Source organism: Shewanella sp. A22, from assembly GCF_053850585.1.
Genome location: NZ_JBSQBN010000080.1, coordinates 1 through 20845, shown reverse-complemented (window position 1 = coordinate 20845; position 20845 = coordinate 1). Strand labels below are relative to the sequence as shown.

Sequence of the window (20845 nt, the reverse complement as noted above, 5' to 3'; positions counted from 1 at the left end):
TCAGGTATTCCACTTCTGTGTTACATCGATTTAAAAGGCAACAACCATTTCTACATCAATGTGCCTTGAATTGAAAAACCTGAGAGACTCTGAACTGACCAGATATTTAATGAGATTGGTATAAGCTCAAATTATTTAAAAAATATCCCCAAACGGCCAGCATGTTAAAATGCTGGCCGTTTTGATACCAAATAGCCTACCCGCCAATAGAACTTAAAAAACCAATCGATTGATTTTCATACAGAATATTATCAGAAGAATGTATGTGATAAATCCTGTCTATAGTCACAATTCGTGCTTGTCGTCGTTTAGTCGTGGCAGTAAAAACGTAAGGTAAATATTGCCTTTACCTGAACTATTTACAGAAAGGAATGGAATATGAATGTTTCTCAAAGGAATATATGCACCCTCTTGAGTGCAGCGCTGTTATGTGTATCGGGGATAAATAGCACCCTAGCAGAAGCGAGCGAGAAAACGGTCAAGAAAACAATACCAGCAGTTAAATCGTATAATTGTAGCGCCGACTCTAGCTGGTTTACTCAACCCAGCTTACCCACTGAAGTTAAACAAAGTAATGGACCTGGAAACAGTTCGTTTTGTGATTTTTACCAATTTTCTTGGCAATCTTTTGCATACTTAATGGCTGCATCGAAAACCAACCCACAAGTGCTTAACTTTCAAGATTCTAGTCAGTTCAACGAACTTGAAGTTAACTCCGATGGAAGCCCTGCCAACTCTTGCGATGATAAGCATGATTCACATATGTTATTTATCCGCTCTGCAAAACCTCAAGAAAACGGCACCACATTTACCATTCCAGAACGTATTGGCCAAGCTGGCGGTGGAGCCACTATTTATGACCAAAACAACAACGTGGTGTATTACAATGTTCAATTCAGTAAGAACATGTGTGATGTTAAAGGGATCCAGCAACGACAAAACTTCCCCGGTGGAACCACTGAGCTGAAAACGGCATGGAAAGTATTAGGTGCCAACGATGATCCGAGCACATTCATCACAATGGATGCCAATATCACTCCAGATGTAAAAAATACTAAAACCACTCAGTTGGGCATGATAGGTTTTCACCTTGCCGTTGCCACACCGGATCATCCTGAATTTGTTTGGGCCACCTTTGAACATAAGGTAAACGCGCCAGACTGTGCCTCGGCCGAAACTAGCACAGCTTGGTCTTTCGCCAGTAAAGCCTGTACCGCTGACTTAAAAAATAAAGATGCCTTAGGCATAGTTCAGTGTCGTTTTAATAATCCTGCACCCAGTCGGTCTCTTACCGGTTCTCCTTCAGAAATTTGTCGTGAGTATGCTTATGGTTCAGCCATAGGGGATCTTAAGTACGATGAAAATACTCAAAGTATTCAGACGTTAAATACCAATGTTCAGCCTTATTTGACTGGCGGTTTTAAGGTGTTATCAAACTACTTTAATGTGGGTGCTTTATGGGTAAGTGACATAAGCAAAGGATCAGAAATTGACAATCAACGAGGGTCATTACGCTTAGCCAATACGGTTGCAGAAACAGAATATCAATCTGTCGATCTTAATGCAGGGTTTATTTCTAACTGCTTTGGTTGCCATAACTACACAGGCACAGCCGACAATAGTAGCAACACAACATCGAATAGCCTAAGTCATATTTTTGATGATATTGCTATTGGTTCTAATCAATGTTTGGATGTACAAGCAGCCACTACGATTAATAGTCAGACACAAGCTAAAGCGGAGTGTCCTAAGACGTGTACTAATTCATCCTCAAAACTGAAATGGAACGGCCAATGGACAAACCAAAGTGCCAGTACCGGTAAGCAGTTACCCCAAACAGTTTGTGGTTGCTGTGGAACATAAGTCACTTTAGTTTACATAAATCAATTAATGCAAGCTGGCCAAAGTGCCAGCTTATACCAATCCTATTAAATAATGGGATTGGTATTACATTTTTCGCCAAGTCTAACCAGCAACAGCTAAACCTCTGCCAATAATATCAACGTTACAGAATATGACTCACACGCCTTAACATATATTCCATTAACGTGATGATTCAATATCAAAAAAATCCGCTAATCCAAACGACATTAAGGTGGCTAGATCGGCAATAGCATCTGCATCACCATTTTCTGCAGCAATATTTGGATAATAGGCATCTTTTGCTATCTCAAATGCTTGCAGTGCACTATTTTTCAAACCATTTTGCCATTGTAATTTGCCAAATTGAAATGCAGCTTTAGGGTGGCCATCTTTGCTCGCTAAATAAAAACACATGGCGACACTCTGTTGATAGTCTTTCCCGGTGAGAAAACCTTCTACCACAGATTTTGTTAACTGCGGCAATAACTCAGGTTGCTGTTGTAGCAATTTACCCAAACGATAAACAGACGCTCCCTGCTGAGAACGATAATAGTACTCGGCTGCTTGTGCAATATTCTGGCTAACATACTGACCACGCTCATAGAAGCCGCCCAAAAGGTCGAGCGCCTGTTTATTATTGCGCGCGGCAGCTTTTTTCAGCCACACAATCGCCAGTTCAGGATCAGCAGTACCACATTGACCACTAAGGAGCATCATTGCCAATGTAATATGGGCTTTTTCATCACCAGCTTCTGCTGCTTGTTGCAAATATTGTTTTGCGAGATGTGGCTCACGTGACTCAGGATCTGAACAATAGTATTGACCCAACATCAATAATGCTGGCATCCATGTTTGTTGCGCCGCCATATTCAAATATGTCAATGCACGAGCTTGCTCACTCGAAGCTCTTTTCAATAAAATTTTACCTAGCTCAAATTGCGCTTTTGCCATACCACCATCGGCGGCGAGTGTAAGCTGACGCGTTGCCTCCTGCAATGACTGCGACTGTGGCACATCGGCAACCTCAGGATGGTAATAATATAAATGTGATAACTGATAGTGTGCTTCGTTATCGCCATTTTCAGCTGCACGTCGCAGCCACTTTGCTGCTAAAGCGGGTGATGCATCGAGTTGCTCAGCATCAAGGTAATGCATCCCAAGTTGTCGCTGATCAAGTTTATTTAATAGGTATAAATCTTGCCATTGTAGTTGTTTGGTTTTAGCGTCAAATTGACCGGGTTGTATCAAAAACAAACCCAGCGCCAATAGCAGTAACGTGAGCATTACCACGATGATTCTCAGACTCCAAATTTTCATGAATGCCTCAAATGTAATATATATGACCAATATATTAAAATAATAAAATAGTTACCGTTTTGTACAAGAGAAAGCACAGATTTCAGTGTGAGTATGTGAACAAACGCTAATTTGTACGTACAATCGTGGCTTATGACCGTATTGATATTCAGCAGGCGAAAATAAAAAAATAGCAATAAAAAATGACAGATACAGAATGGTTTAACAGAATACCGACAGTGAAAGGTTATCCGCCCAACGACGGATATGAGCGAAAGAGTTCACTTTTTTTAAATATGTTAATTCGAGTTAGTGAGCAATAGACACCCACAAGTGCAGCAATCGACATTCACCACAAGGGTTAATTACCTTCAAAACCCGCTAACCAAGTCTTAAATAATTGATTGAGCTCGGGCAGTTCAGCATCAGAAAGGCAGGCTACTAATTGATGTTGAATTTGTACATGCTTTTCTATTGCCTCATCTATAATAGCAAGGCCTTTTTCTGTTAGACCCACAGACACACTACGTCTGTCTTCAGTACTATGCTCACGTGCAATTAAGCCTTTAGATTCAAGCTTGTCTAAGCGATTTGTCATCGCGCCAGACGTTAACATCATCGACGACAATAATGCTGAAGGGGTTAAATGGTAAGGATTACCTGCACGCCTTAATGTGGCTAATACATCAAACTCACCCATGGTCAGTCCGAACTGTTTATGACAAGCCGTTATCTCAGCTTCGATGTGTTTTTGTAAACGTAAAAAGCGCCCAAGTAACGCCATTGGTAAAGTATCTAAATGCGGCTTTTGTTCAGCCCATTGTGCCACCACACGATCAATATCCTCCATCATTCATCCTTATTCATCATTTAAAATACCTAGAAATACTTAACATAAAGATACTTTATAAAAAGATACTTTACAAAAATAACGTTACAGTTCAGAATCGACAACTATCTTCACATAAAGATACTTAACACTAAGGTTATTTATGAATATTTTACTTGCCATGATCCCCGCCTTTTTTTGGGGTACGACTTATGCAATGACCCAACTGACTTTGCCAGACTGGCCAGCATTATTACTCGGTGCTTTGCGCGCGTTACCTGCTGGGCTAATATTATTAGCCATTAAACCCAGTCGACCTCAACAAGCAGACTGGCCAATATTGATTAAACTCGGTGCAATCAATATTGCCATATTTTTCAGTTTAATTTTCATTATGGCATTAACACTTCCGTCAGCTATTTCTGGAATCGGGATGATTTCAGTGCCCGTTTTCGCAATGTTATTTCATTGGCTGTACAGTAAAAAACGCCCTAACCTTTCTCAAGCACTGTCTGGTGCTATCTTAATAGGCTTAGCTTGGATGCTATTTGATCCAAGTGCCATCAGTCTAAACCCCATAGGGTTAATCGCGATGCTTGCTGCAATCAGCTGCATTATTATTGGTAGCACAATGACTAAAGCGTTGGGCTCACGCATTCATTGGTGGACCATACTAACTTGGCAATTAATTATTGGCGGCACATTGCTACTCGTTGTTGCGAGTATTCAAGCGATCATATCGCCAGAGCCATATCTCAATATCGTCAACCAATTTAGCCTGACGAACGGCTTTGGCATAAGCTGGATAATCTTGCTCAACACTGTGCTGGGTTACAGTATGTATGTGTGGTTATTACAACGCATGTCAGTGGTCGATTTCACTTTTGGCGGCATTGCCAACCCAATTGCAGGTATTGTCTGTGGTTTAGTGTTAATGGGTGAATCATACACACCACACCAATATTTATTAATGAGTGGGATGATTTTAGCCTCTATCGCACCAACGTTAATCCAACTGTTACGCCAAAAAAAGGCTTAAACAAACGCTTAAAGCAATGCTCTTAACTGGTTAAGAGCATTAACAGAGAAGCCTTGGTCATAAAAGTAAATCACTTTACCTTGCCCATTGAGTAATACAACTCGTGTATTGTTGGGGTTTTCATTACCTGTAAAGGCTTGTACTTGCTCACCATCTTGGTAGACAGTAACAACGCCTTTCCAAAGCGGTTTAGGTATACCTGCACGCATACCATTATTGATCATGGTACTGAACATTCTTGGAAACAGTCCCTGTATTGTCGGCACCTCATAAACCGCCACTTGAGTTTGGGTCATATCTAAACCAATCAACCAGCGGTCAATATCAAACTGGGAATCTTGTTTGTAACCAATCAATAATAGCGCCATTTCCCCTTTTAAATCATCAGGCAAGGTCATAAACTCTTTTTCAAGAGTTTGGCCAGACACAGACGGAAAAACTTGTCCCGTAATCGCCTGATTGGGATAACTAGTGCTACAAGCACTCAGCAGCAATAAGCTGGTAATCATTATTAAAAAACGCATGGTTAAGTCCTTTGATAAATAGTCGATCTCTTTATACGCAATCAAACGGCAAAAGGTTTTTTATACCTATAATTTAGCGCTTTATTTTCAGGTTCAAATAAACAGCTGACATAATGGCCTAATTAAGTACGCCTATATCACCCTAAAAACTGGCTTTGAGTTTGGCCGATATAGACTCACTAGGCTTACTTAATTGAGTTAATCGTTAGCCAATTTTTATCATCCTACTTATGCCTAACTTAATCTAGGGCCTGTTGATCTTTCAAGGTTGTTTTTGCAGCGAATTGTTGGTCATTTGTACAAAGAAGAGACTTTGTGGTGTCGTTATTCTACATAAAAAGTCGATAATGCAATAAAAATGACCAACAAACGCTGCCCGAAGGGTTCGGCTAAAAACGTTTTACTCTTTGTTGAGTCCTCTTCGTTAAGTAAAAGTAGCTTAGATTGCTAGGCAGCAATCCTCTCGCCTCGATTAAAACGTTTTTATCTCGAACAAAACTTAACCAGCAAAGATCAACAGGCCCTAGCTTATATACTGCAAAAATAGTTATTATAGAGCCGATTTATAAAGCATGATTGTTATTCACCATCATTACCATCAAGGAAAAAATATCGCCATGGAAAGAGGCACCTTAATTCGCTGGAACAATGAAAAAGGTTTTGGTTTTATCAAACCAGAAACCGGCAATAATCAAGATGTGTTTATTCATATTTCAACCCTAAAACACATGGCCAGAAAGCCCATTGTTGGCGATGAGATACTGTTTCATCGCGAGAACCAGCCCGATGGCAAAGTCAAAGCCGTAAAAGCCAGCATTGAAAGCGTCGCAGTAGTGTCCAACACCACTCGTTCAACTTCTCAGGCAGCTAAACATCAACGAAATAGTCACTATCATCACGACAAAAACTACCGTTCAAGCCCCGTGCTTGGACGCTTAATAATGCTTATTATTCTGCTTGGGGTCGGTATTTTCGCTTATAAACAATATCAAAAAATGACCGCCACGCCAGTGCTGACCAATGAAGATGTTGAGCAGATGCAGTGGATTGAAGCAACTCCTAGCTTTCGTTGTGAAGCAGGTAAAACACACTGCAGCCAAATGCGTTCATGTGCAGAAGCCACCTTTTATATAAACAATTGTCCTGGCACAAAAATGGACGGGAATAACGATGGAGTTCCATGCGAAAGGCAGTTCTGTAATTAAACATGAGACAATGGCATCATAGAAAACAGGTTCTGGTTTAACAGCCGCTTGTTCTAAATTCTTGGTATAAGCCTTTAGACTTCTAGGGCTAAGGCTTGAGGTTCTCGCTAGCCTTTACCTATATTACATCGGTGGCTATCGCTGTTTTTTTGCTTGTTTACGATACTGGCTTGGGGTCATATTTTTGCAGCGCTTAAAGCTATGGCTAAAATTAGCCCCATCACTAAAACCTAGGCGCTGCGCAATTTCATCAAGTTGCATCGGCGTTAATAATAGCGCTTCAGCAATACCAAAACGTACATCGTCTCGCACTTGGCGCCAACTGGTTTGTTCTAATTTTAGCTGGCGATGCAAGGTGCGAGTCGTGCGTGCTAAATGATTGGCTATGTCTTCCATTGATGCTGTTAAGCCTAAATGTACTAAGGTGTCTTTTACTAACTTGGCGATAGGTTTCCAATTTTGCTTTTGTTGCAGTAGCTGGTTGCATTGCGCTTCACACAGTCTGGCGGTGGCTTCATTGGCTTTTAATAATGGCAAATCTAATAGCGGGGTTAATCCAGAAAAGCCGTTATAGCTGGCATTAAATTGAATCTCAGCACCTAGCTTTTGCTTTATATCCTCGATTAACAAACCTGCTGGCTGAGGCGAGGTAAACTGCAATTTTATCGGCAAGTTGTTACTGTCAAAAACTTCTCGTTGGATCATGGCGGCGCCCAACATGTCTCTGACTAATACCAGTTCGCCTAACTCTCCGGGAATGTCGCACGCAAACCTTAAGGACAAATCATCTTTACGCTCAGTGAGTGTTATTTGCGAAAAAACATAGGTTAAATCTAAATAACGAAGTCCTAGCTCAAGCGCCTTTCTCACTGTGCTGCTCGCCAGTAGGGCGTAGCCCATGATGCCATAACTGGTCAGGTGATAACGGCAACCTAATTCCATACCGACCTTGAATGGGCATGCAGTATTCAGCATTAGGTTATTTAATATCTGTAATTCTTGTTTCTCTTCAACCTGTTGCTCGTGATCGGCTAATTGGCTACTCACCAATCCTGACCCTTGCAGCAAAACATCTTCGGCAATACCTTGCTCAATGCCATAGGAAACAATAATTTGCACACTGGTAATACTGCGAAATGTCATTATTACGGCTTCCATGTCTTAAAATCACAAATATACGTCTATTTAGCGCGTAGATCAATCAAGCCTTATTTCCTATGCTGGGTAGGTAAACAATTTGTTAATAATAATTGAGGGCCTTATGACCCAAATAAAAAGAAACCCTTCAGTTGTCATCATTGGTGCAGGTATGACGGGTATCTTAATGACCATCAAACTGCGTCAAGCCGGTATTACTGATATTGTCGTGCTGGAGAAAAAAGACTGCGTGGGCGGCACATGGCGAGAAAATACCTATCCCGGGGCGGCCTGCGATGTACCTGCTCACATGTATACCTATTCATTTGAACCCAACCCAAACTGGAGCCGTTTTTTTGCCCATGGACCCGAAATTAAACAATACTTCGAGCACGTGGCAGATAAATATGATGTTAAACGAGACATTCGTTTTAACGAAGCAGTTACCGATGCACACTATGCCAATGGCAAATGGACGGTAAAAACCAGCCAACAGCAAACTTACATCGCCGATTTTATTGTGTGCGCTACCGGCATTTTGCATCATCCGCAATTTCCAGACATTCCCGGATTAGCCGATTTTAAAGGCGCGACATTTCATACTGCCCAATGGAACCATAACGTCGACATATCAGCCTCAACTCGGGTTGGGGTAATAGGTACTGGGTCAACGGCCGCACAAGCTATACCCGAATTGATTAAGACTGGTGCTAAGGTCTCGGTTTTTCAGCGCACACCACAATGGTTAATGCACCTCCCCGATTTTACCTTTTCAAAAACCAGCCGCAAACTGATGAATCGCTTTCCTATCATTACCAAAATTCATCGTAATACGGGCAAATTTTTTCTAGAACACTTTTTTACCAAAGCCGTCACTGGACACTTTATCCAAAAGCATGTGTTAAATTTTTTATGTAAAGCCAACTTACGATTAAGTATTAAAGACAAAACCTTACGCGAAAAACTGCGACCTCATTATCAAGTGGGCTGCAAACGGGTGATTATCAACACCACCTTTTATAAAGGTATTCAAAAACCCAATGCAGAGTTAATAACAGAGGGCATAGAGCGCATTACTGAAACGGGCATTATCACTAAAGACGGTAAACACCATGATCTCGATGTGTTGGTGTTATCGACAGGTTTTAATGCATTTAATTTTATGCGCCCCATGAATCTCATTGGCCGCAACAATCTGCATATTGATAAAGCCTGGGCCCATAAAATCAAAGCCTATCGGTCTATGTTACTTAGCGATTACCCCAATTTCTTTTTAATGCTCGGCCCCAACACTCCTATTGGTAACTTCTCCGTTATCGCCATGAGCGAGGTTCAAACTGACTACGTGATCAAATTGATTGATAAATGGCGAGACCATGAATTTGATGAGTTTGAAGCCAAGCAACAAGCCATTGACGAGTTTAATGCCTACGTAAAGGAAGGGTTAAAAGGCACCAGTTGGGTTGGTGGATGCCAAAGTTGGTATTTAGATGCCGATGGCGACCCCATTTTATGGCCTTATACCTGGCAGCAATGGGTTGATGAAATGCAACAACCGCAAATGGAACACTTTACTACCCGTTCATTTTAGTTGACTTATCCACCTTTTCACCCGTACTGATTAACTCATATAGAAATAACCAGGTTTATGATGAATAAAAACACAATATTTATCACCGGCGCCGCTTCCGGCATTGGCTTAGCGACTGCCAAACACTTTCACAAAAAGGGCTACTGGGTCGGTATGGCCGACATCAATTTAGCGCAATTAACACAAGCCACTGCAATATGGGATAGAACGCGAGTAAGGTTGTTTCAATTGGATGTCAGTGATTCTTCACAAGCTCAACACGCTATGGCTAAATTTTGTGCTGAGCATAGTAATTGTTTAGCTGTATTAGTTAATAATGCAGGCATATTGGACATAGGCCCTTTTGAAGAAATTTCTATCGAACGACATCAGCGCACGTTAAGTGTTAATGTCGTCGGAGTAATGAACCTATGCCATGCTGCATGGCCATATCTACACAACAATGAAACCAGTACTATTATCAATATGTCATCAGCCAGTAGCGATTACGGTGTACCAGAATTGGCCAGCTATTCCGCCAGTAAATTTGCCGTAAAAGCATTGACCGAAGCGCTGGAACTAGAATGGAAAAAGTATGGCATAAGCGTATGTGATGTTATGCCGCCCTTTGTGGCAACGAATATGCTTAAGTCACAGAAAAACACCGCTAACGTCATGCAACGACTCGGCGTTAATATCACTGCAGAACACGTAGTAACAGTGATTGATAAGCAAGTAAAACGCCCTAAAACCCATAGAACAGTCAGTCTTTTCTATGGGTTATTGCATCGCCTAAGTAATGTTTCACCGGCTTATATTAATCGCCTAGCGATGAAGTTTTTAAGTCGATAAAGCATGTGGTTCTAATAAGATACTAAAAAGGCCATAGATAATGGACAACACCAACAAGCCAGCAGCACAAGATGAACAACTACAAGGCGAACAGCTACAAGCGCCTAAGCTTGAAGCTAAACAATTACTGGCCGCCAAGTTGTTGTCATTAGCGCCGTTATACAAGTTGCCAGTCACATTATTCAGATATGTATTTCTAGCCATGGACCGAATGCTTGGGCTGACTAAAATTGAAATGGATAAGGTGATTAATTTAACGGTTCCAGTGAGCGCTGGCACGTCTAATATGAGCACTCAAAACACCAGCGATAGCAGCAGTTATACGACCATAAAGCTTCGCATCTACCATCCTAGCGCCAACAAACCGCAAAAAACCTTAGTGTACTTTCATGGTGGCGGCGGCGTGATTGGCAGCATTAACACCCATGATCGCTTTTGCCGCTATCTGGCTAAACATGGCAACATGAACATTATCTCCGTAGATTACCGACTGGCCCCCGAACATAAATTCCCAATCCCGATTTGTGATGCCATCGAAGCGTGGAACTATATCAATACCAATCATCAACAACTTGATATTAATCCACAACACATAGGTGTGGGTGGCGACAGCGCAGGTGGATATCTAGCGTGTATTCTCGGTTTACATTCACTGCAAACATCACTGCCAGTACAGGTAAAAGTAAAACCTGCATTTCAGTTTTTAATCTACCCAATGGTAGATTTACAAGGCTTAACCGAGTCTTATCGTAGTTTCAATAAGCAGTTAATACTCACCCGCGATTTAATGGATTATTTCAGGCTGCATTATTTACATTCTCTCGACCAAGTCACTCTGCCATTAGTGAGTCCACTACTAGCAAAAGACATTAGCGAATCGCCAAAAAGCTACATACTAACTCTAGGTTACGATCCATTAAGGGATGATGGCATTGCATATGCGCAGCGCCTAAAAGCGGCAGGCATCAACACCCAACACCAGCATTTTAATGATTGCATGCATGGCTTTATTTCAATCACAAAACTCAGCGCGCGCGCCAAACAAGCCACTCATCATATCGCGATGGCATTAAACAGCTTTAATGATTGATCAATCGTAAAGCCAACAAAGCCTGCACTGTTTGAAAGGTAAGTAGTATATCAACCCTGCACCATATTCAATCTTGTCGTATTTTGCTACTCCCAGCCAACAAATTGCAATGCTAATCATTATCATTTAGAATGCGATTTAAGGTAACCCTCCCTGCTAATTGAACTGCTGCTGGAGCTTTTTATAAATGCCGATAGAAAATACGCTTTCAAACAAAGGCTTAGGCGATCAAGTTAATGATTTATATACTGAAAATCATGGCTGGTTACAGGGGTGGCTGAATAAAAAGTTAGGATGCTCTTTCAGAGCAGCCGACCTTATGCACGATACTTTTTTACGTTTATTGATGCGCGATGAACAAATTCAAGCTTGTGAACCCAAAGCTTATTTAATGACGATAGCCAAACGAGTATTGATTGACCATTGGCGACGCGAGCGCGTTGAAAAAGCGTACATTGACGCTTTAATGAACATCCCAGAAGTCTTTACCCCAACGCCCGAAGAACAACATATCGTGCTCGAAACCTTAGTTGAAATAGACCGCTTATTAGCCGACTTACCTACTATTGTTAAGCGCGCTTTTTTATACGCCCAGCTAGAAGGCTTAAAGCAAGCCGAAATAGCGAACAAACTAAACATCTCAGTCAGTACGGTTAAACGCTATTTAATTCAAGCGGGTACACAATGTTACTTTGCAATAAGCGAAACGCCATGAACCTAAATCAGTCGGCAATGGGTGCCACAAATAATAGCGAACAAGCCACCGAAAAGCTCATACCGCCTTCTGACATTCCCCCTCATGTTGCCCGTAAAGCGGTAGAATGGTTAATGGAATGGCAATCGGCAGACAAAGCGGACACGGTTTGGTGTTCTATATTGGCATGGCGACAAGCACACAGTCATCACGAACAAGCTTGGCAACATATTGAGACCATAAACAATAAACTGGGAATACTAGCAAAGCCCGCTCACGCAAACATCGCACACTCAACCTTAACACTGCCTGCAATATCAAGAAGGGAAGCACTTAAAGTGTTCTCGGTAATAGCGGTGGTTGGTGGCAGTAGTTTATTGACATACAAGCAAAAACCTTGGCAACCATGGCTGGCTGATTACAGCACCACAACAGGCGAACAGCAACAATTCACCCTAGATGATGGCACTCACATTCACTTAAACAGTAACACCGCTATTAATGTGTATTACACAGCATTTGAACGAAAAATAGCGCTGTTAAAAGGTGAGGTCTATATTCGCACAGGAAAATTAAGTAATGCTCCATTGATAGTCGCCACAACACAAGGCGAACTACAACCTCTAGGGACTCGCTTTTCTGCAAGAGAGATAAATAATAGTTGTCGTGTTGCCGTCTATGAAGGTGCCGTGCAAGTCAAACCAAAACATCAAAATAACAGTGTGATTGTCGATGCGGGTGAGGCATTAAATTTTACCACGACACAGTGCTCAACTCCCCACCCGATAAACGAAAGCGAAGCCGCCTGGACCCAAGGTATTATTGTGGCCAGCGATATGCCTTTATTGGCATTTTTAACAGAGCTCAATCGTCATCGACCAGGTTTAATTCAATGCGACCCCGCACTTGCTCAGCTTAACGTATCAGGGACTTATCCACTTAATCGTGTTGATGATGTGCTGCATGCTTTGCAACAAGCATTACCCATAAAACTACAAACATTTACCTCTTATTGGGTCCGAGTATTACCAGACGAGCAATTTAACACGTCAACCAATGGGTAATATATTCATGCAAACTATCACTCGTTATACCGATAAAGGTCATCCAAAGCACCATCAATGGCCCTTCTACTCTGTACAATATGCACTCGACGGTTCGGATAAATCACAACCGCGGGCGCAAAATACGCTTCCCCATCAACAGTCAGCGCCTTCAGAAAACCGCGTCAATATTGGTTTATTTCGCCACAATGTTAAGCAACACGTTGGTAGCCGTTATCATTTTTTTAACCATAATCGATATTTCTTTGAGCTGTTTTCAATTCTCATTCGATAAAGTAAATAAGAATCACTTATTAACTAACAAGAGAACAGAATATGCGCTTTCGTCCGACTCCTTTGCCAGCCGTTTTTGTTGGCATTTTATCATTATCCACCTCAATGGCTTTATTACCATTAACCGCACATGCCCAAACACAGAGCCAAGCTATTCATATTCAGGTTTCTTCGGGGTCTTTAGAACAGGCATTAAATAGCCTCGGACAACAAACCGGTATTATATTGGTGTTCTCAAGCGACCTCACTAAAGGCTTGAACAGCAAAGGGCTCGCCGGAACTTATACCGTACACCAGGCGCTAACAGCCCTACTAAAAGGTACTGATATACAATTTACTGTTGAAGGCGGTACAGCCACCTTAGTCAAAGCTAACAGCAGTGATGTGATGATGCTTGCCCCTGTCAGAATAAGTGGTTCAGGATTCACTGACAGCACACCAGTACTGGGGAATGTCACAAGTATTTCTTATGATGAGTTAAAACGTTCACAACCAAACGACTTAAAAGAGGTATTTGCTAAAGAAGCGGCTGTGGTTGTGGGTGGTTCAATACCCATGAATCAAAAGCTGTATCTACGAGGTGTTGAAGAAACCGCACTGTCTGTAACCATTGATGGTGCAAGGCAAAACAACAAGGTATTTCATCACAGTGCAGCCACGTTAATCGACCCTTCTTTACTAAAATCTGCACGCGCATCATCTGGTGTTTCACCTGCAGATGATGGTCCTGGTGCAATTGGCGGGAGCATCGTGTTTGAAACGGTAGATGTTGCAGATTTACTGGAGAAAGACGATCCTTTTGGTGGGTTTGCTAACGTAGGTTACAGTTCAAACAGTAAAACCTTAAGTACTGCGGCTTCTGTATATGGTCAACAAGATGGTTTTGAAGCATTAGCTTTTGTAAACCGCGCTAACGGTGATGACTACAAAGACGGTAATGGCGATACCGTTAAGTATAGCGAAGCTGATTTGTTAAGCGGTTTAGCAAAAGTGGCTTATCAAGCTGAATCGGGTGATCGCTTTGAGTTAAGTTATGAATCTGTAAACGATGATGCTGTACGTCCCTACCGCGCAAACATTGGTCAAATAACAGCGGGGCGCCCCACCCCAGAATCGAGACAATATGATCTAAGCCGAACCAATATCGTCTTTAATTACAATCACCAAACCGAAAGTGGCTTATGGAACCCCAAAGTGGTTATCGCCAACAGTGAAACAGAGTTAGTCACAACAGAAGTTCCTTTGGCTGCGCCCACCACAACCATTGTCTACACAGGTAAAACAGAGAGCCAATCTTTAGTTGCGCAAAACCTGTTTGTGACTGACTTTGCCGACATTACAGCGGGTGTAGACTACTACGATGACAGTACAACCTTTCTTACTGGCGAAGCAGACGACCTTGTAGAGAAGGTTGACAACATAGGTGTTTTCGCCCAATTCCGTCATGAGTTAAGCCAATTAAGCCTCTCTTATGGTGTGCGTTATGACCAGCAAGACTTTACTGGTGTTGATAATTCTACACTCGATGATAGTGGAATTAGCGCCAACATTTTTGCCGAGTACGCCGCCACTGAACACCTAATACTAAAAGCAGGATATGCCAGCGTATGGGCCGGTATTGCATTGGGTGAAAACTTCATTTTCAATCCAGGTTGGGATTACTCCGAAGGTATAAAACCCATTGAGTCAGACAACTTTGTCGTGGGTTTTGAAAGTAACATCAGAGACGTTAGTTTTGGTGCCAATGTATACGAAACAGAAATATCTAACGGCCGCACCCCTTCATATGGTGGCGGACCAGGGTTAGTCTCAGATTTTGACATTAGCGGACATGATATTTTTATTCATTACGAAACCCCCAGTAATACCTTAAGTCTGCAATATTCCAATATCAAAGCAGATAAAGATGGCCAGCCAGCCACCTCTTACGATGGTAACTATTTTACCTCACCTTTGGGCGAGTTGATTACCATTTCAGGCACCACATTTTTTACCAACCTGCCTTTAACCATGGGGTTTAATGCAGAAATATCCTTAGATAACGATGCCGTTGCCTCTAATGGCTCCAAACAGGAAGGTTATACGGTTATCAATGTACATGCCGAATATCAAGCATTAGAAGGGCTTAACGTACGTTTAGCCGTGAATAATCTTTTTGACGAAGCTTATGTCGATCGCGGCACCTATGGACAAGAGTTTTTAACCATTAACTCACTACTTGAGTCTGGACGGGCAATAACCTTAAGTGCCCGCTATGAATTTTAGCAGGTTGTGAAACCTGAGGGGAACGGCCCTAGCTTTTGATCGAACACACCGAGTCAGAGCCGTTTCCCTTTTATAAAGACAAATAACGAAATTGGTATAAGTAGGAAAATGCCCATGGGTTCTATTTCTAAACATGAAAGCCCTCGTTTTGCATTGATAAGTAGGATCATGGCCGCCATTATCGGCGGTTACATATTAACCAACTTACTGGCGATATTACTGTCATATTTATTGCCAATGCCTCAATCCGAGCGAGTCCTAACAGCCATGCTGGTTAGTTTTGTTATTTATACCGCTGTGATTTTGTGGGTCTTTACCACTAAAACAGCAACCAAAGCCTGGATTGGAATAGCCATACCAAGCTTAATTAGTGCGGCGTGTGCATTAATGCTAATGCCGGAGAAACTGTTATGAATGGCACTTTTAGCCAGTCGATGAGATGGCTACACACATGGGCAGGATTAACACTGGGCACTGTGTTGTATTTTATGTTTATTACAGGCACAGCAGGCTACTTCGATGAAGAAATCACCCATTGGATGCAACCAGAAATTCCTGTATCTAAAACGTCAATGAACCAACAGCAAATGTTGTTAGTGGCTCAAACTCGTTTAAATGAAATCGCGCCAGACGCCAAAGAGTGGTGGGTTGTATTTCCAAATGGACGCGGATATGCCTTAAGTGTGTGGTGGCGAGAATTAACGCAGAATACTGGCAACAGAAAAGGTAAATTACAACAAGAAATACTAAACCCACAAACTGGAGAACCCGTCGTTGTAAGGAAAACAGGAGGGGGGAGAGCTCTCTATAGCATGCATTATGCGCTCAACTACATGCCTAAAGTAATTGCATATTGGATAACCAGTTTAGCAGCCCTTTTTATGCTAGTTGCATTGATTAGCGGCATTGTTATTCATAAAAAAATATTTAAGGATCTCTTTACTTTTCGCCCCGGTAAAAACCCACGCGCTTGGCTTGATATGCATAACATACTCAGTGTACTCCCCTTACCTTTTCATTTAATGATTACCTACAGCGGCTTAGTCTTTTTAATGTTTACCAGCATGCAAGGCGTAATGAATGCATCTTATGGTTTAAGCAAAGAAGGACGAGATACATTTTATGACACTATTTTTAAAGAAGCCGCTCACCCAGAAGACAGTCCAGTTATAATTAAAGGTCTATCAATGAGTGAGTTACAAGAAAATATTGAAACTCACTGGGGTAATAATCAAATAGATTATATCGGCATACAAGGGCGTGGAACGGCAGGTGCTCATGTGGAAGTCAGTAGACAAAGTCACAGTAACTTAAGCGGTGAGGACAGTTTACTTTATCACGGTATAAGTGGTGAGTTACTTCATAACTCAATGAGCACGAGCGAACCACCTACAGTAAGCAAGCAATTTTACGACGTATTAACCCATCTGCACGAAGGCTTATTTGCAGGCACTTTTTTACGCTGGCTCTATTTTCTATCTGGTCTTATGGGGGCTGGCATGATCGCAACAGGCATGATTTTATGGGCAAAGAAACGACGCGAAAAAGCACAAGTAAAGGGCACTAGCAGCCAAGGTTTAGTGTTGGTCGAGTCTCTAAATATTGGCACCATTGTTGGTCTGCCCATTGCTTTAGCAGCATATTTTTGGGCAAACAGACTTATCCCAGCCAATATGGTTGGACGAGAACAATGGGAAATACATAGCCTGTTTATCGCTTGGGCTGTCATGTTGCTATTGCCCTTTCTACTAGCAAAAAAATATTCGCCACACCAACAATGGGCAGGTCAGCTTAGCATTGCCGCCATCGCGTATGGTTTATTGCCTCTATTGAATATTTTTTCTATTGATAAACACTTAGCTGTCAGCCTGCAACAACAGCAATGGGTGATGGCAGGCTTTGATTTATGCATGTTAGGTTTCGCGGTGTGTTTTGCCCTAGCGGCATACAAAATACACCGCAAAAATAACCCCAATATATCAACAATAAACACTACAGCAGTATTCACAACAAGCACCAACAGCTTAACTAAGGTTAAACGCCATGATCTTATCTAGCTTCACCCTGACGTTATTTGCCTTTGTCACATTGACTTTGTCCATGAGGCGTCACTTTTTGCAGTTGCAAACATTGCCAGCCCCAGTGCAATACCAATGGTTACATCGTCGAATATTACCCCGCGAGTTTTCACTTAACTGGCTAGTAACCTGTCGAACCGTAGGGTTTACCAGCCTTATATTGGCTTTAGTGATATGCCTTGCAGGTCAAAGTCTTAGTGTGGGTCTAGCATATTGGACAGGCTTAACCACCCTCGCAACCTTATTGTTATCACTACTACTAACGTATCGACCATTATGGGTAATACCTAGCGGATTAACCTGTTTTGCGTTGGGCGTCGTATGCAGCATAACCATTTAATGCTGCACCGCTAGTAACCCTAAAAAATAACGCGGCGATATGGCCTAAATGTATGGTTTATTGATAAAAACTGACGTAATACTCTACGCCAACACATCAAATAACCAAGTGCTAAACAAACAGTATAAAGCAGTATCAACCATGAAACAGACACTCGGACAAAATCTAATGAATCAACAAACTGGCTCTTTTTTAACGCAATATCGCAGTGCATATCTTACTGCATTGTTATTGTTCACAGTGAGTTACTTGCCAAATGCGTTGGCACAAGAAACTGCGCAAACCACAGCCATTAAAACCTCATCAAGTAACACTGCGACGCAGAACAACCTAACCAGTGACGTGGATAGCATTAATCAGCATGAAATCAATGAGGCAACAGGCATCCATACGATAACATCAACGCTATCAGAACCAAGCATGGCTGACGCATCACTCATATCACCTCAAAACCAAACAAACATACCGAATACATCAAACGATGATACCGCCGCAACCTTACCGCACAACCTCTCTCCTTGGGGTATGTTTATGGCGGCAGATTGGGTGGTAAAAACGGTCATGATTATTTTGGCTATGGCTTCGTTGCTAACCTGGACAATATTGGTCTCTAAAACCATTGAACTCAATATATTGAAACGCCGACTAAGAGTTAACCTATGTAACATCACCACGGCATACACGTTAACTGATGCAGCCAATGCCAATGATATTATTGGTGTTGGACGTGATTTTATTGAGGCTGCAGAAACTGAGTTGCATTTATCCTCCGAGCTTGCTCATAAAGAAGGCGGTAAAGACGGTATTAAAGAACGCGTCATATCCAGTCTTTCCAGAATAGAAGTCGCCTATACAAGACGCATGATGTTAGGAACAGGTTTGTTAGCCACAATAGGTGCCATTGCCCCATTTGTCGGTTTGCTCGGCACCGTGTGGGGAATAATGAATAGCTTTATTGGTATTTCCAAAGCACAAACAACCAACCTTGCGGTGGTTGCACCCGGTATTGCAGAAGCGTTACTTGCAACAGCCTTAGGGTTGGTGGCCGCCATTCCAGCAGTGATTATTTACAACCATTTTACCCGCCAAATTGGTACTGCCAAATCATTAGTGTCTGACAGTGCAGCTGGAGTCATGCGCTTGGTTTCTCGCGATCTCGACCGAGGAACCAATTTGAGAATAGTCAAAACTACATCAACTCAAGCCGCGGAATAACACCATGAGTATTCAATTAAATGATAATGCTGATGAGCTAACCGAATCTCACGAAATTAACGTGACGCCTTTTATTGATGTCATGTTGGTTTTACTGATTATTTTTATGGTCGCAGCCCCCTTGGCAACGGTAGACATTGCAGTTGATCTGCCCGTATCCAACGCCCAAGAAAAACCACGCCCTGACACTCCAATATTTTTAACCATTAAAACAGACCTAAGTCTGGCTTTAGGCGATACCGTCATTAACCAACATAATTTACAAGCCAAACTAGACCAAGCCACTGAAGGCAATAAAGATAGTCGCTTGTTTTTACGTGCTGATAAAACGGTAGATTATGGCGACCTGATGGCAGTAATGAACACATTACGTGCTGCAGGCTATTTAAAAATAGCCTTGGTTGGATTAGAAAGCACTGCTGTAAAAGGAAAGGTATCACAGTGACATTTTATGCTGGCCTGAAACAACTGCTGCTAGACAAACCATTAATACGCTGGGGTGGCTCATTTGTTATGGTCACTGGCGTATATGCAAGTGCAATATTGCTCGTTGTTAACTGGCATAGCGATGAGCACATCAATGCAATGGAGCCAATGGCTGCCTTGATGATTGACTTGGCCCCCATGTTAGTGGCTCCCGACACGCCGCCAAGCGAAGTGCCACCCGGCCCCGAACAACAAGAAACACCGCCCCCACCAGAACATAAACCAGAGCCTGAGCCTGAAATAGATCCGCTTCCCGAATTACCAACGATTAAAGAAGCAGAAGCCGAGCTGCCGCCAGAAAAAGAAGTCACGAAAAAATTAGAACCTACTCCTATAGAGCAACAAATAGCCCAAGACGTTCAAGCGCCTCCGGCCTTTGACGCCCCCAAGGATGATATTGCAGCAGCGCCTAAAGAAGGTGTGGTATCACTCACACCATCGCAAGCACCTGCAAAATGGCAATCTGTATTACTCATGCACCTAGAGCACCATAAACGCTATCCACGCGAAGCAAGGCGCAAACGACAAGAAGCTGTGGTATACGTTCGAGTTAGCATAAATCGAGATGGCACCGTCGTCGATTATCGATTAGAAAAGCCAAGTGCTTACAATACATTAAACCAAGCAACGATGGCATTAATCGCTCGGGCTCAGCCACTACCATCGCCACCCAAAGAAGTTACAGGTGACATTATTGAGTTTGTTGTTCCGGTTGAGTTTTTCCTTAAACGGTAATCCTTATTCTATCGGTTAATTTAAAAAAACGAGGCAGCATTGACGCCTGTAACAATACTGAGTTACTCATTTTGCTTCTTCCCTCATGTATTACAGGCTAACAAGCCAACTTATGCTAAAATGCGCCGATCAGTTTTATAAATGTGCATTAATACCAATCCTATTAAATATGTGATCTTTCAGCGGGAGTTCAAAGTGCTGTAGGCAAGGCAGATGATTGAAGCAAATAGTGATCCTCGGTAACAAGCTCCTGCGTTACTCTACCTCCAGCATCTGACCGCCATGGATGG

Annotated in this window: 20 protein-coding genes; 16 read left to right on the top strand and 4 right to left on the bottom strand. The window is 42.2% G+C overall.

Annotation, left to right across the window (positions count from 1 at the left end; genetic code table 11):
- Positions 1-378 precede the first annotated feature (378 nt).
- Complete coding sequence (locus ACWXWT_RS14105) at positions 379-1863, top strand: mannan-binding protein (protein ID WP_456042213.1); 1485 nt, start codon at positions 379-381, stop codon at positions 1861-1863.
- A gap of 180 nt (positions 1864-2043) precedes the next feature.
- Here ACWXWT_RS14105 and ACWXWT_RS14100 read toward each other — a convergent pair whose 3' ends face one another.
- Positions 2044-3180 (bottom strand): tetratricopeptide repeat protein, encoded by a 1137-nt coding sequence (locus tag ACWXWT_RS14100; RefSeq protein ID WP_456042212.1) that lies wholly within the window; start codon positions 3178-3180, stop codon positions 2044-2046.
- Positions 3181-3520: 340 nt separating this feature from the next.
- Complete coding sequence (locus ACWXWT_RS14095) at positions 3521-4009, bottom strand: MarR family winged helix-turn-helix transcriptional regulator (RefSeq protein ID WP_456042214.1); 489 nt, start codon at positions 4007-4009, stop codon at positions 3521-3523.
- Between the two features lie 142 nt (positions 4010-4151).
- Here ACWXWT_RS14095 and ACWXWT_RS14090 point away from each other — a divergent pair, with 142 nt between their 5' ends.
- On the top strand, positions 4152-5027 hold the full coding sequence (locus ACWXWT_RS14090) for an EamA family transporter (protein WP_456042211.1): 876 nt from the start codon (positions 4152-4154) through the stop codon (positions 5025-5027).
- Positions 5028-5035: 8 nt separating this feature from the next.
- Here ACWXWT_RS14090 and ACWXWT_RS14085 read toward each other — a convergent pair whose 3' ends face one another.
- Positions 5036-5551: a hypothetical protein gene (locus tag ACWXWT_RS14085; RefSeq protein ID WP_456042210.1), complete on the bottom strand. Its 516-nt coding sequence runs from the start codon at positions 5549-5551 to the stop codon at positions 5036-5038.
- 617 nt (positions 5552-6168) lie between these two features.
- Here ACWXWT_RS14085 and ACWXWT_RS14080 point away from each other — a divergent pair.
- Entirely contained in the window at positions 6169-6756 is a 588-nt protein-coding gene (locus ACWXWT_RS14080) for an excalibur calcium-binding domain-containing protein (RefSeq protein ID WP_456042209.1), read from the top strand.
- Positions 6757-6891: 135 nt separating this feature from the next.
- On the opposite strand, the gene ACWXWT_RS14075 is transcribed toward ACWXWT_RS14080, so the two are convergent.
- A complete protein-coding gene (locus ACWXWT_RS14075; RefSeq protein ID WP_456042208.1) occupies positions 6892-7899 on the bottom strand; it encodes an AraC family transcriptional regulator ligand-binding domain-containing protein in 1008 nt (335 codons plus the stop codon).
- A 118-nt stretch (positions 7900-8017) separates the two neighbouring features.
- Between ACWXWT_RS14075 and ACWXWT_RS14070 the strand changes: the two genes are divergently transcribed.
- From ACWXWT_RS14070 to ACWXWT_RS14010, 13 genes are all read left to right on the top strand, one after another.
- Positions 8018-9484, top strand: coding sequence for a flavin-containing monooxygenase (locus ACWXWT_RS14070; RefSeq protein WP_456042207.1), 1467 nt, complete (start codon positions 8018-8020; stop codon positions 9482-9484).
- Between the two features lie 57 nt (positions 9485-9541).
- Positions 9542-10315, top strand: a complete 774-nt coding sequence (locus ACWXWT_RS14065) for an SDR family oxidoreductase (RefSeq protein ID WP_456042206.1) — start codon at positions 9542-9544, stop codon at positions 10313-10315.
- Positions 10316-10355: 40 nt separating this feature from the next.
- Positions 10356-11405: an alpha/beta hydrolase gene (locus ACWXWT_RS14060; RefSeq protein ID WP_456042205.1), complete on the top strand. Its 1050-nt coding sequence runs from the start codon at positions 10356-10358 to the stop codon at positions 11403-11405.
- 187 nt (positions 11406-11592) lie between these two features.
- Positions 11593-12120: a sigma-70 family RNA polymerase sigma factor gene (locus ACWXWT_RS14055; protein WP_456042204.1), complete on the top strand. Its 528-nt coding sequence runs from the start codon at positions 11593-11595 to the stop codon at positions 12118-12120.
- On the top strand, positions 12117-13163 hold the full coding sequence (locus tag ACWXWT_RS14050; protein WP_456042203.1) for a FecR domain-containing protein: 1047 nt from the start codon (positions 12117-12119) through the stop codon (positions 13161-13163). The genes ACWXWT_RS14055 and ACWXWT_RS14050 overlap by 4 nt, the downstream gene beginning before the upstream one ends.
- Positions 13164-13170: 7 nt before the next feature.
- Complete coding sequence (locus ACWXWT_RS14045; RefSeq protein WP_456042202.1) at positions 13171-13437, top strand: hypothetical protein; 267 nt, start codon at positions 13171-13173, stop codon at positions 13435-13437.
- Positions 13438-13478: 41 nt separating this feature from the next.
- On the top strand, positions 13479-15701 hold the full coding sequence (locus ACWXWT_RS14040; protein ID WP_456042201.1) for a TonB-dependent receptor domain-containing protein: 2223 nt from the start codon (positions 13479-13481) through the stop codon (positions 15699-15701).
- 114 nt (positions 15702-15815) lie between these two features.
- Positions 15816-16115, top strand: coding sequence for a hypothetical protein (locus ACWXWT_RS14035; protein ID WP_456042200.1), 300 nt, complete (start codon positions 15816-15818; stop codon positions 16113-16115).
- A complete protein-coding gene (locus ACWXWT_RS14030; protein ID WP_456042199.1) occupies positions 16112-17758 on the top strand; it encodes a PepSY-associated TM helix domain-containing protein in 1647 nt (548 codons plus the stop codon). Before ACWXWT_RS14035 ends, ACWXWT_RS14030 begins: the two co-directional genes overlap by 4 nt.
- Positions 17745-18119, top strand: a complete 375-nt coding sequence (locus ACWXWT_RS14025) for a DUF3325 family protein (protein ID WP_456042198.1) — start codon at positions 17745-17747, stop codon at positions 18117-18119. Before ACWXWT_RS14030 ends, ACWXWT_RS14025 begins: the two co-directional genes overlap by 14 nt.
- Before the next feature lie 141 nt (positions 18120-18260).
- Positions 18261-19334, top strand: a complete 1074-nt coding sequence (gene exbB / locus ACWXWT_RS14020; RefSeq protein WP_456042197.1) for a tonB-system energizer ExbB — start codon at positions 18261-18263, stop codon at positions 19332-19334.
- 4 nt (positions 19335-19338) lie between these two features.
- Positions 19339-19779, top strand: coding sequence for a TonB system transport protein ExbD (gene exbD / locus ACWXWT_RS14015; protein WP_456042196.1), 441 nt, complete (start codon positions 19339-19341; stop codon positions 19777-19779).
- Positions 19776-20555, top strand: a complete 780-nt coding sequence (locus ACWXWT_RS14010; RefSeq protein ID WP_456042195.1) for an energy transducer TonB — start codon at positions 19776-19778, stop codon at positions 20553-20555. The genes exbD and ACWXWT_RS14010 overlap by 4 nt, the downstream gene beginning before the upstream one ends.
- Positions 20556-20845 lie beyond the last annotated feature (290 nt).

What these genes read in the sequence shown, in the direction of transcription:
- ACWXWT_RS14100 (WP_456042212.1), bottom strand. Translation starts at nt 3,180, where the DNA reads ATGAAAATTTGGAGTCTGAGAATCATCGTGGTAATGCTCACGTTACTG.
- ACWXWT_RS14105 (WP_456042213.1), top strand. Translation starts at nt 379, where the DNA reads ATGAATGTTTCTCAAAGGAATATATGCACCCTCTTGAGTGCAGCGCTG.
- ACWXWT_RS14065 (WP_456042206.1), top strand. Translation starts at nt 9,542, where the DNA reads ATGATGAATAAAAACACAATATTTATCACCGGCGCCGCTTCCGGCATT.
- exbB (WP_456042197.1), top strand. Translation starts at nt 18,261, where the DNA reads ATGAAACAGACACTCGGACAAAATCTAATGAATCAACAAACTGGCTCT.
- ACWXWT_RS14045 (WP_456042202.1), top strand. Translation starts at nt 13,171, where the DNA reads ATGCAAACTATCACTCGTTATACCGATAAAGGTCATCCAAAGCACCAT.
- ACWXWT_RS14050 (WP_456042203.1), top strand. Translation starts at nt 12,117, where the DNA reads ATGAACCTAAATCAGTCGGCAATGGGTGCCACAAATAATAGCGAACAA.
- ACWXWT_RS14030 (WP_456042199.1), top strand. Translation starts at nt 16,112, where the DNA reads ATGAATGGCACTTTTAGCCAGTCGATGAGATGGCTACACACATGGGCA.
- ACWXWT_RS14035 (WP_456042200.1), top strand. Translation starts at nt 15,816, where the DNA reads ATGGGTTCTATTTCTAAACATGAAAGCCCTCGTTTTGCATTGATAAGT.
- ACWXWT_RS14075 (WP_456042208.1), bottom strand. Translation starts at nt 7,899, where the DNA reads ATGACATTTCGCAGTATTACCAGTGTGCAAATTATTGTTTCCTATGGC.
- ACWXWT_RS14090 (WP_456042211.1), top strand. Translation starts at nt 4,152, where the DNA reads ATGAATATTTTACTTGCCATGATCCCCGCCTTTTTTTGGGGTACGACT.
- exbD (WP_456042196.1), top strand. Translation starts at nt 19,339, where the DNA reads ATGAGTATTCAATTAAATGATAATGCTGATGAGCTAACCGAATCTCAC.
- ACWXWT_RS14060 (WP_456042205.1), top strand. Translation starts at nt 10,356, where the DNA reads ATGGACAACACCAACAAGCCAGCAGCACAAGATGAACAACTACAAGGC.
- ACWXWT_RS14085 (WP_456042210.1), bottom strand. Translation starts at nt 5,551, where the DNA reads ATGCGTTTTTTAATAATGATTACCAGCTTATTGCTGCTGAGTGCTTGT.
- ACWXWT_RS14025 (WP_456042198.1), top strand. Translation starts at nt 17,745, where the DNA reads ATGATCTTATCTAGCTTCACCCTGACGTTATTTGCCTTTGTCACATTG.
- ACWXWT_RS14080 (WP_456042209.1), top strand. Translation starts at nt 6,169, where the DNA reads ATGGAAAGAGGCACCTTAATTCGCTGGAACAATGAAAAAGGTTTTGGT.
- ACWXWT_RS14040 (WP_456042201.1), top strand. Translation starts at nt 13,479, where the DNA reads ATGCGCTTTCGTCCGACTCCTTTGCCAGCCGTTTTTGTTGGCATTTTA.
- ACWXWT_RS14070 (WP_456042207.1), top strand. Translation starts at nt 8,018, where the DNA reads ATGACCCAAATAAAAAGAAACCCTTCAGTTGTCATCATTGGTGCAGGT.
- ACWXWT_RS14095 (WP_456042214.1), bottom strand. Translation starts at nt 4,009, where the DNA reads ATGGAGGATATTGATCGTGTGGTGGCACAATGGGCTGAACAAAAGCCG.
- ACWXWT_RS14055 (WP_456042204.1), top strand. Translation starts at nt 11,593, where the DNA reads ATGCCGATAGAAAATACGCTTTCAAACAAAGGCTTAGGCGATCAAGTT.